This is a genomic window from Achromobacter sp. ES-001, from assembly GCF_019448355.1.
Lineage (GTDB): Bacteria > Pseudomonadota > Gammaproteobacteria > Burkholderiales > Burkholderiaceae_B > Achromobacter > Achromobacter spanius_B.
Window position 1 is genome coordinate 2438624 of record NZ_CP079940.1, and the last position, 11160, is coordinate 2449783.

At 61.2% G+C, this 11160-nt stretch carries 9 protein-coding genes; 3 read left to right on the forward strand and 6 right to left on the reverse strand.

The features are described from left to right. Positions 1-104 precede the first annotated feature (104 nt). From aceE to lpdA, 3 genes are read left to right on the forward strand one after another with little or no spacing between them, the layout of a single operon-like run. Positions 105-2813 (forward strand): pyruvate dehydrogenase (acetyl-transferring), homodimeric type, encoded by a 2709-nt coding sequence (gene aceE / locus KYT87_RS11040; RefSeq protein WP_046806424.1) that lies wholly within the window; start codon positions 105-107, stop codon positions 2811-2813. A gap of 12 nt (positions 2814-2825) precedes the next feature. Beyond that, positions 2826-4511 (forward strand): dihydrolipoyllysine-residue acetyltransferase, encoded by a 1686-nt coding sequence (gene aceF, locus KYT87_RS11045; RefSeq protein WP_219992238.1) that lies wholly within the window; start codon positions 2826-2828, stop codon positions 4509-4511. 12 nt (positions 4512-4523) lie between these two features. Beyond that, the gene (lpdA, locus tag KYT87_RS11050) at positions 4524-6311 is read left to right on the forward strand and encodes a dihydrolipoyl dehydrogenase (protein WP_219992239.1); all 1788 of its coding nucleotides are present in this window, start codon (positions 4524-4526) and stop codon (positions 6309-6311) included. Between the two features lie 135 nt (positions 6312-6446). Here the strand turns inward: lpdA and KYT87_RS11055 are convergent, their stop codons facing one another. From KYT87_RS11055 to KYT87_RS11080, 6 genes are all read right to left on the reverse strand, one after another. Next, positions 6447-6599: a putative motility protein gene (locus KYT87_RS11055; RefSeq protein ID WP_255594070.1), complete on the reverse strand. Its 153-nt coding sequence runs from the start codon at positions 6597-6599 to the stop codon at positions 6447-6449. A gap of 178 nt (positions 6600-6777) precedes the next feature. Then, positions 6778-7659: a hypothetical protein gene (locus tag KYT87_RS11060; protein ID WP_219992240.1), complete on the reverse strand. Its 882-nt coding sequence runs from the start codon at positions 7657-7659 to the stop codon at positions 6778-6780. 286 nt (positions 7660-7945) lie between these two features. Then, positions 7946-8728 carry a cephalosporin hydroxylase family protein gene (locus KYT87_RS11065; RefSeq protein WP_219992241.1) on the reverse strand — a complete coding sequence of 261 codons (783 nt, stop codon included), beginning with the start codon at positions 8726-8728 and terminating at the stop codon, positions 7946-7948. Between the two features lie 4 nt (positions 8729-8732). Further along, positions 8733-9434 carry a metallophosphoesterase gene (locus KYT87_RS11070; RefSeq protein ID WP_219992242.1) on the reverse strand — a complete coding sequence of 234 codons (702 nt, stop codon included), beginning with the start codon at positions 9432-9434 and terminating at the stop codon, positions 8733-8735. After that, complete coding sequence (locus KYT87_RS11075; RefSeq protein ID WP_219992243.1) at positions 9415-10437, reverse strand: ATP-grasp domain-containing protein; 1023 nt, start codon at positions 10435-10437, stop codon at positions 9415-9417. The genes KYT87_RS11070 and KYT87_RS11075 overlap by 20 nt, the downstream gene beginning before the upstream one ends. Further along, positions 10434-11156 (reverse strand): bifunctional 2-polyprenyl-6-hydroxyphenol methylase/3-demethylubiquinol 3-O-methyltransferase UbiG, encoded by a 723-nt coding sequence (locus KYT87_RS11080; RefSeq protein WP_219992244.1) that lies wholly within the window; start codon positions 11154-11156, stop codon positions 10434-10436. The genes KYT87_RS11075 and KYT87_RS11080 overlap by 4 nt, the downstream gene beginning before the upstream one ends. Positions 11157-11160 lie beyond the last annotated feature (4 nt).

An 11160-nucleotide genomic window follows, 5' to 3' on the forward strand; every position in this document is an offset into this window, starting at 1 on the left:
CATGCCTGACATGGTAGCCCGGATGATCCCGGCTACCATGCAGAGTCCGCGAGTTGAACCATCAAGCGGGTGTGGTCACGACGAACCCCAACAGGAGACACACGATGTCCTCTTTCGCCCAGGCTGGCGCCCCGCAGGCTGCCAACGACGAAGACACCCTTGAAACCCAGGAGTGGCTCGAAGCCCTGGCGGCAGTCCTTGATCGCGAAGGGCCGCAGCGCGCGCACTACCTGCTGGAACGCCTGATCGACGAAGCGCGTCGTTCGGGTGCCCACATCCCGTTCTCGCCGAATACCGCTTACGTCAACACGATTCCGCCGGGCCTGGAGCCCGCGCATCCGGGCAACCTGGAACTGGAAACGCGTATCCGCTCGTATGTGCGCTGGAACGCCATGGCCATGGTCGTCAAGGCCAACAAGCACAACCCGCCGGACGGCGGCGACCTGGGCGGCCACATCGCATCGTTTGCCTCGCTGGCCACCATGATCGGCTGCGGCCAGAACCACTTCTGGCACGCCGAAGACGAAAACCACGGCGGTGACCTGGTCTACTTCCAGGGCCACACGTCGCCCGGCATGTACGGCCGCGCCTACCTTGAAGGCCGCCTGACCGAAGAACAGCTGAACCACTTCCGCCAGGAAGTGGACGGCAAGGGCCTGTCGTCCTATCCCCACCCGAAGCTGATGCCGGATTTCTGGCAATTCCCGACGGTGTCGATGGGCCTGGGCCCGCTGATGGCCATCTATCAAGCCCGCTTCCTGAAGTACCTGCACGCCCGCGGCATTGCCGACACCAGCAACCGCAAGGTCTGGGTATTCTGCGGCGACGGCGAAATGGACGAACCGGAATCGCTGGGCGCCATCGCCCTGGCCGCGCGCGAAAAGCTCGACAACCTGATCTTCGTGGTGAACTGCAACCTGCAACGCCTAGACGGCCCGGTGCGCGGCAACGGCAAGATCATCCAGGAACTGGAAGGCGACTTCCGCGGTTCGGGCTGGAACGTCATCAAGCTGATCTGGGGCGGTTACTGGGATCCGCTGCTTGCGCACGACAAGGAAGGCATCCTGCGCCAGATCATGGAAGAAACCGTGGACGGCGAGTACCAGGCGTACAAGGCCAACGACGGCAAGTTCGTCCGTGAACATTTCTTTGGCAAGCACCCCAAGCTGCTGGAAGCCGTCTCGCGCATGAGCGACGAAGACATCTGGCGCCTGAACCGTGGCGGCCACGACCCCCACAAGGTGTACGCCGCGTTCGACGCCGCCACCAGCCACACCGGGCAACCCACCGTCATCCTGGCCAAGACCATCAAGGGCTACGGCATGGGCCACGTGGGCCAGGCCAAGAACCCGACCCACCAGCAAAAGAAGCTGGAACTGGAATCCATCCGCGAATTCCGCGATCGCTTCGGGATCCCGATTCCGGACGACAAGCTGGAAGACCTGCCGTACTTCAAGCCGGCCGAAGATTCGCCCGAAATGAAGTACCTGCACGAGCGCCGCGCCGCGCTGGGCGGCTATCTGCCGCGCCGTCGCGCCAAGGCCGACGAGCAGCTCAAGGCCCCCGCGCTGGACGCCTTCAAGGCCGTGCTGGAACCCACTGCCGAAGGCCGTGAAATTTCCACCACGCAAGCCTTCGTTCGCATCCTGAACCAAGTGCTGCGCGACAAGGAATTGGGTCCGCGCGTGGTGCCGATCCTGGCCGACGAATCGCGTACCTTCGGTATGGAAGGCCTGTTCCGCCAGATCGGCATCTATGCGCCGGAAGGCCAGAAGTACATCCCGGTCGATAAGGACCAGGTCATGTACTACAAGGAGTCGGCCGACGGCCAGCTGCTGCAGGAAGGCATCAACGAAGCGGGCGCAATGAGCTCGTGGATCGCGGCGGCCACGTCGTATTCCTCGAACAACCGCATCATGATTCCGTTCTTCATCTACTACTCGATGTTCGGGTTCCAGCGCATTGGCGATCTGGCCTGGGCGGCGGGCGACATGCAGGCGCGCGGCTTCCTGTTGGGCGGCACTGCCGGCCGTACGACGCTGAACGGCGAAGGCTTGCAGCACGAAGACGGCCACAGCCACATCCTGGCGTCCACCATCCCGAACTGCGTGTCGTACGACCCGACGTTCGGCCATGAGCTGGCCGTGATCATCCAGCATGGCTTGAAGCGCATGGTGGAAGACCAGGAAAACGTCTATTACTACCTGACGGTGATGAACGAAAACTACCCGCAGCCCGGTCTGACCCAGGGCGACGAGGAAGGCATCATCAAGGGCATGTACAAGCTGAAGACGCACGGCAAGGGCAAGAACCGCGTGCAGCTGATGGGCTCGGGCACGATCCTGCGCGAAGTCATGGCGGCGCAAGAACTGCTGGACGCCGACTGGGGCGTGGCATCGGATCTGTGGAGCGTCACCAGCTTCACCGAACTGCGCCGCAACGGCCTGGACGCCGAGCGCCACAACATGCTGCACCCTGACGAGAAAAAGCCGCAAGTGGCTTACGTCACGGAACAGCTGGCCAAGACGGAAGGCCCGATCATCGCGTCGACCGACTACATGAAGCTCTTTGCCGACCAGATCCGTCCGTTCGTGCCCAAGGGCCGCGAATACAAGGTGCTGGGCACCGACGGTTTCGGCCGCTCGGACTTCCGCGCCAAGCTGCGTGAGCACTTCGAAGTGGATCGCCACTTTGTCGTGGTCGCCGCGCTGCGCGCACTGGCAGACGAAGGCAAGGTTCCGATGGCCAAGGTGGCGGAAGCCATCAAGAAGTACGGCATCAATCCGAACAAAGCCAACCCGCAATACGCCTGAGGGTAAAGAGACATGAGCAACATCGTGCAAATCAAGGTTCCCGATATCGGCGACTTCAAGGAAGTGGAAGTCATTGAGGTGTTGGTGGCAGTGGGCGACACGATCAAGGCCGAACAAAGCCTGATCACCGTCGAGTCCGACAAGGCGTCGATGGAAATTCCCGCGTCGCAAGGCGGCGTGGTGAAGTCCATCTCTGTAAAGGTGGGCGACAAGGTTGCCGAAGGCGCGGTCGTGCTGGAAGTGGAAGCCGAAGCCGAAGGCTCGGGCGCCGCCCCGGCCGCCAAGGAAGAGGCCCCCAAGGCCGCTGCCAAGGAAGCGCCGAAGCAGGCTGCTGCCGCAGCTCCCGCCGCCAAGGCGCAAGCCGCCGCGCCCGCTGCCAGCAGCGGCCCGGTCAATATCGAAGTGCCCGACATCGGCGACTTCAAGGAAGTGGAAGTCATCGAAGTAATGGTCGCCGTGGGCGACACCATCAAGGCCGAGCAAAGCCTGATCACCGTGGAGTCCGACAAGGCCTCGATGGAGATCCCGGCCTCGCAAGGCGGCGTGGTCAAGGAAGTGAAGGTCAAGGTTGGCGACAAGGTTGCCAAGGGTTCGGTGGTGGTCGTCGTTGAAGGCGACGCCGGCGCTGCCCCTGCTGCCAAGGCTGAAGCCCAGCCGGAAGCCAAGGCCGAAGCCAAGACCGAAGCGAAAGCAGAGTCCAAGGCTGACGCACCCGCCGCCGCCCCTGCGTCGCGTCCGGCACCCGCCGCCGCGCTGGAAGACCCCAACCTGAAGCCGGGCCAACTGCCCCACGCGTCGCCGTCCGTGCGCAAGTTCGCGCGCGAGCTGGGCGTAAACCTCAGCAAGGTCAAGGGTTCGGGTCCCAAGGAACGCATCACCGCCGACGACGTGCGCGGTTTCGTCAAGCAGGCGCTGGCCGCCGGCCCCGCAACCGCCGCTGCCGGTGGTTCGGCCGATGGCGCCGCGCTGGGCCTGTTGCCGTGGCCGAAGGTCGACTTCACCAAGTTCGGCCCGATCGAAGCCAAGCCGCTGTCGCGCATCAAGAAGATTTCCGGCGCGAACCTGCACCGCAACTGGGTCATGATCCCGCACGTCACCAACAACGACGAAGCGGACATCACCGACCTGGAAGCGCTGCGCGTCACGCTGAACAAGGAAAACGAGAAGTCGGGCGTCAAGGTCACGATGCTGGCCTTCCTGATCAAGGCCGTGGTCGCCGCCTTGAAGAAATTCCCCGAGTTCAACGCGTCGCTGGACGGCGACAACCTGGTGCTCAAGCAGTACTACCACATCGGTTTCGCTGCCGACACGCCCAACGGGCTGGTCGTGCCGGTGATTCGCGACGCCGACAAGAAGGGCATCTTGCAGATCGCGCAAGAAATGACGGACCTGTCCAAGAAGGCGCGCGACGGCAAGATCTCGCCCGCTGAAATGCAGGGCGGCTGCTTCTCGATTTCGTCCTTGGGCGGTATCGGCGGCACGTCGTTCACGCCGATCATCAACGCGCCCGAAGTGGCCATCCTGGGTGTGTCGCGTTCCGCGCACAAGCCCGTCTGGGACGGCAAGCAGTTCGTGCCGCGCCTGATGGTGCCGCTGTCGCTGTCGTACGACCACCGCGTCATCGACGGCGCCTCCGCTGCCCGCTTCAACGCCTATCTGGGCGCCTTGCTGGCCGACTTCCGCCGCATCGCGCTGTAAACGGGGAGCCCTATGAGCAATACCGTTCAAATCAAAGTGCCGGACATCGGCGACTTCAAGGAAGTGGAAGTCATCGAAGTGCTGGTCGCCGTGGGCGACACGATCAAGGCCGAACAAAGCCTGATCACCGTTGAGTCGGACAAGGCGTCGATGGAAATCCCCGCGTCGCAAGGCGGCGTGGTGAAATCCATTGCGGTCAAGGTGGGCGACAAGGTTGCCGAAGGCGCGGTCGTGCTGGAAGTGGAGGCGGCGGACGCCGCCGCTGCGCCGGCCGCCAAGGACGCACCCAAGGCCGCCGAGGCACCCAAGCAAGCTGCGGCTGCTGCGGCGCCTGCCCCGAAGGCCGCGACGCCTGCCCCGGCGGCGGCAACCTTCAAGGGTTCAGCCGACGGTGAATACGACATGCTGGTGCTGGGCGCGGGCCCCGGCGGCTATTCCGCCGCCTTCCGCGCCGCCGACCTGGGCCTGTCCGTGGTCCTGGTCGAACGCTACGCCACGCTGGGCGGTGTCTGCCTGAACGTGGGCTGCATCCCGTCCAAGGCGCTGTTGCACAACGCCGCCGTCATCGACGAAGCCCGCGAGCTGGCTGCCCACGGCATCAGCTTTGGCGAGCCCAAGATCGACCTGGACAAGCTGCGCGGCTACAAGGACAGCGTGGTCGCCAAGCTGACCGGCGGCCTGGCCGGCATGGCCAAGGCCCGCAAGGTCACCGTGGTGACGGGCGTGGGCGAATTCGCCGATGCCAACCACCTGACCGTGACGTCGGCCGACGGCAAGAGCCAGACGCTGCGCTTCAAGCAAGCCATCATCGCGGCCGGCAGCCAGTCGGTGAAGCTGCCCTTCATGCCCAAGGACGACCGCGTCGTCGACTCCACCGGCGCATTGCTGCTGCGTGAAGTACCCAAGAAGATGCTGATCGTGGGCGGCGGCATCATCGGCCTGGAAATGGGCACGGTGTACTCCACGCTGGGCGCACGCCTGGACGTCGTCGAAATGCTGGACGGCCTGATGCAAGGCGCTGACCGCGACCTCGTCAAGGTCTGGCAGAAGAAAAACGCCTATCGCTTCGACAACATCATGTTGAAGACCAAGACCGTGGGCGCCGAAGCCAAGAAAGACGGCATCTACGTCACCTTCGAAGGCGAGGGCGCGCCCAAGGAACCGCAACGCTACGACCTGGTTCTGCAAGCCGTGGGCCGCAGCCCCAACGGCAAGAAGATCGGCGCCGACAAGGCCGGCATCGCCGTGACCGACCGCGGTTTCATCGAGGTCGATCGCCAGATGCGCACCAACGTGCCGCACATCTACGCCATTGGCGACATCGTCGGCCAGCCGATGCTGGCGCACAAGGCCGTGCACGAAGGCCACGTGGCAGCGGAAGCCGCCGCCGGCCAGAAGTCGTTCTTTGACGCGCGCGTCATTCCGTCGGTGGCCTACACCGATCCGGAAGTGGCATGGGTGGGCCTGACCGAAGACGAAGCCAAGAAGCAAGGCATCAAGATCGAGAAGGGCGTGTTCCCGTGGGCCGCCTCCGGCCGCGCCATCGCCAACGGCCGCGACGAAGGCTTCACCAAGCTGATTTTCGACGCGGAAACGCATCGCATCCTGGGCGGCAGCATCGTGGGCACCCACGCCGGCGACCTGATCAGCGAACTGGCCCTGGCGGTGGAAATGGGCGCCGACGTCGTCGACATCGCCAAGACCATCCACCCGCACCCGACGCTGGGTGAATCGGTGGGCATGGCGGCGGAAGTGGCGGAAGGCGTCTGCACGGACTTGCCGCCGATGAAGAAGAAGTAATTGCCGGTGGGGCGGCTTGGCCGCCTCACGTTACGCAACGGCAAACAAAAAGCGCCGACCCTGTTCAGGGTCCGGCGCTTTTTTTATCGGCTGGCCGCGTAGGTGGGCGGCGCCGTGGGACTGAACGCGTGCGCGTCAGGCCTGGGTATTGATGCGCGAACCCAGCGTGCTATCAATCGCCATCGGCGCCACGGATTGCATCAACGTTGCGACCGTATCGGCTTGCGCGTTCAGCGCCTTCTTGAGCACGGTGGCCTGCACTTCCTGGACCACATTCGCGTCCTTCAAAGCCAGCGCGTGTTGACGGTGTTGTTGATGGAATCCATGGTCACAGTATCCTAAAAAGAGAGAAGTGTAGGCCGAAAGTGTTTGCATTATTGCGTACATTTTCAGTTTGATGCACAGGATTGTCGTGCTCGTACGTGGCGGGCGTTTGACATCGTGCGCATCGCACCCAAGCGATGGCCTAGGGCCGCGCCGGGCATTCGTTCACAATGCCCCAGCCATGGTTCGCTTCACAGAACTGGTTGCGAGCCGCCCAGGCGCAATCGGGGCGGTCAAAGAACCCCAACTCGGCGCATCGGGATAACTCTGTCTGCAACCCCTTGACCCACGCAAGGGGATCCCGCGCCGGGATTTCGATGACACGCAAGGTCGAATGCGGGCCGCTTATGGCAGGCGCCGGAGTGGTGTCGGCGGCCGTCCTGGATTCCGGACGCGACGCGGGGAGGGCAACCGCCGTTGTGGCCGATTCATCCGCGGCCGGCGTAGCCGCTTCGGGCTTTGCTTCGGCTTTCGTTTCGAGTTTCGCTCCGGACGCTGGGTCCGGTTTCGGCGGCGCCTCGGGTGCAGTCAGAGCAGGGGACGCCAACGCATCGGGCTCCCATTCGCTGGGCGGCTCATCGGCCGGCAATGCGGTCGGGGGCATCAGCGGCACGCGGACAGGGCTGGCCGCAGTGGCGCCGGTAATCCCGTTGTTCGGGGCATTCCACGACACAATCAATAGCACCAGCGCACCGTAGATGGCCAAGGTGTAGAGCACGGTCAACGTCGCCGACCCCACGCGCCGCCCCGTGATGGGCAGCGCATCATCACGGCTCAGCAAGCGTCGCCAGCCTACCAGCGCCGCGCCCGGGGCCGAAATCAGCCACCAGCACAAGCGCCGCGACCCGCCGGCTTCCCGGGCTGGCTGGGGCAGGGCGGCGTGGACTTGGGCCGCCAACAAATCGCGCAGTGCGCGGTTCTCTTCGCGCAGACGCAATGTCTGCGCATCGACCGGCGCCTGATCTTCGAGATCCGTATTGCTGTCGTGCTGCGTAGCGAGTGGATCGGGGGGCGTGGCGGTCATGGTCTGAAAAATATAGATACAAAAGCGGGCGGCGGCAATTATGGCGTAAGCAGTGGGCTCCTCAAAAGGCGAATAGAAGGAGAAAAGGGTGGTTTGGCGCGAATTCGACGCGCACCTGAGACATGGGGCAACGTAGATTGTGTCGCTGGTGATTCAGTGCGAATGGGTGGCCGATCAGGTCGCATTCCTGGTTCAGCGACTTTTAGCCGCGAATCGTAGAACACAGCGCTGTCGACCCGTTCCGGCGGACTCACCGAAGCGTTCGCTTCGCATAAGGGCAGGCTGATCAGGAGACGCGCCTGAGGAAGCCATCTTCGGCCACGGTGATCTGAAGTTTGTGTTGAATGCTCAGATCCTGTTGAAACTCAGGATGTTGGGGCAACCAGGAGCGAACCGCTGATTTCGGGCTATTGCCCTGGCCCCAGGGACGATGCACACAAAGCTCGGGCGGCATATCTTCGATGACCGTATCGAACACAACGCAATAGCTTCCAGGCGTCACCATCGGGGCATACGCTTCCAATTCCGCAAGCACGTGGTCATGGGTGTGGTTCGAATCCAGGCAGACCAGCACGCGTTTCGCATCGCCCACCAGATCCCGCACTTGCTGGACAATGTCTTGAGCGATACTTGAGCCCTCGACCATCCTGATCAAGTGGCTCATGGGATGAGCTTCAATGGCTTGCCGGTTGTGCGACCGGATATCGATATCCACGCCGATGACGTGACGGCTTGAAACCCCCGGCATCAACGGCATCCGGTTCAATTGCGCATCGCAGTAGTCCAACATGGCAAGCATTGACGCGCTCATGACAAGCGAACCGCCGTGGGCGATGCCGGTTTCGACGATCACGTCTGGGCGAGTTTTCCAGATAAGTTCCTGCATCGCGTGAATGTCTTGCGGATACTGGATGATAGGGCGGCCTAACCATTGGAAATTGTAGGTGTAGGCGCCGGTAGTACCTGCTCGTATCATCCAGGCGAGCGTGTCTGCCGCCAGCGTCCGGTCCTCTCCCAGGCGTTTTATATTTTCCTGCACTTCAATATTGAATTGATTGATTGCGTCCATAGTCTTAATTCTCGGATGTCTCGATTAACGTGACGCTATCGACTCTTCCGCCGATCTGCGCGCCCTTGTAAAGATTTTCATAGCAAAATGGTTCGAAGCCCGCGGCTTTCATCCTTTCAGTAGTGCGGGCAATGTCGTACGGCACGCGGTGCAACTGAATTCTGTCGCCGTCCAAGGTCGCGTAGGCGGCGCGGCAATCGCCATCGCGAGGCTGCCCGACGGAACCGGGATTGCAGTAGCGTTGCTGACCAAAGGTGGCCAGTACTTGCACATGCGTATGACCGGAGCACAGCAGTTGTACATCGGCGGGGATCACGTCTTTGGATATTTTGTATAGATACTGGTCGCGCGGATCTTGTGGCCCCCCATGTAAAAACAGGCGTCCGGGTTCGCGGATGAAATCTTGCGACGCCCTTAGCCACTCCACCTGATCTGCGCTCAGAATGGTCTTCTGATAATCGATAATCTGGGTTACGACGCGCGAACGGGGGCAGTTCTGATCCATCGTTATGTAGCTATCGTGGTTGCCCAATACGTTGGGCGCATCAAGCTCCCGCAGCAGGTCGATGCATTCTCCGGGCTGTGCGTAATAGCCGGCTACGTCACCCAATGAGATGAAGCGCGTGCAGCCGCGTGCCTTGGCATCCGCCACGACCGCCTGGAGCGCCGGAAAATTACCGTGTATATCAGAGAGAATGGCTAGCATGGATGACGTAGTCTTCGGTGTAACGCCAAGCTTTGCCTGCCGTTATGCGGGGCTCGGCTGGCTCGACGTCAAAAAGATAAAACTGAATTGCCATTTCGGCCTCGTTAAAGCCGAACGCGGTGCGCAGTGAATTACTGCTTGAAAAGCGCGGGTTGATTTCCAGAAGATAGGCGTGTTTACCTTCCACCCGGAACTGGAAATTCGTGGGTCCCAAGGGTTGGAAATATTGGCAAAGAACCTCAGTCGCATCGTTGATGACGTCGTGATCTTGCACGACTTCCGCAGCCAAAGTGTTACCTGCGCTTGACAGTAGGCGCCGGAAAGTCAACGGCCCAACGTGCCGTCCATCCCCAAGGCCGAATACGCCGACGGTATATTCTTCATTTGCTTCGCCTACGATGCGTTGGAGCATCCACGGCGTTACAGACTTGGCTCGCCAATAGTTGAAGTCGTCCTCGTCTTTGAGCACAACAATTCCGCGAGAGCCATTGCCATGAAGGGGCTTGAGTATTAGCGGCGCTGAGCCGAGCGCCTGGGTAGCATCCGCCCATGACTCCGGGCGCGCTGATGGGATAGCCGGGTAGCCCATGGCATCGAGAGCCAGACCGAAATTCCATTTGTCGGCTGTGACGCTGATGAGTCGAGTTGAGTTCAACGCAAGCCTGACTCCAAGCGCGGCAAAGAACTCGCGGTGGCGGTTGAGGAACGCCATGTCGATTTCCAGACCTGGCAGAATCAAGGTGATGCCGTGCTTCCGGACGATCCTCTCCCAATAGTCCAGATACGCTTGGCTGTCTTCGGGCGCTTCGGGCTTCTTCTCGAAGGCATCGCAAAGATGAGGGCCCGGGGAATTGTCGTTCCGGTCCACGCCGATAACGCGGACGCGATGTCCGCTTTGGCGCAGGCTCTTGATAATTCCCTGGCCAATGATTGCGCCCACCCCGGTGACCGCGATCGGTATTTCCGCGCTTTGAGCTCCAGCCTGCCAAGCATGCTTGGTCATTGTGCGTCCAGTTCCATTAGCAATGCGACGCAAAGATCCGGGAAGTCAATGCCGACTCGCAGCATAGCCTGAAGGTTCGCATCGAAATCGTCGAGTGTTTTAAGCACGGCTAGCGGCAAAGGCTTCAAGTAGATGCCTTCTTCGTAAGTGACGCGATAGCCTGTTCGCTGAACCGCCTCGGTAAGCGTTTGCCGGCAGTATTGTCGCTGATGTCCCAGCGCAATGTCATTGGCATTCAAGCTGTATATGTCGTCGATCACTCCTAATTCGAGGCCCAGGCGACGGTTCATCGATTTCCCGTTGGGCACCGCCACATACAGCTTTCCGCCAGGTTTCAGGAATTGGCGATAGCGTTTCAAAATTAGATCTGGATCATCGACATGTTCCAGAATAAAGCCCATTACGATGACGTCGAACTGCTCTATCGGCGTGTAGTCTTCAAAGTAGGCTTCAACGATCTCACCTTTAAAGTCTGGGGTGTTCTGGACGAATTGATCAATGACTTCGCTGGCGCCGTCGATAATCACATGTCGCTCGCAAGCCTGCGCGAATATGCGGGAGGTATAGCCGTGACCCAGTCCGAGTTCCAGCAAGGCGCCGGCATGGTTGAATCGATCGATGATCCGATGCGGATACCAGTTCAACATCAAGTTGTTTTCGATTTCGGTCGCTCCATTGGGGCGATACTCGGATGACACGGCATTTAGATCTTTTTTCATAGAC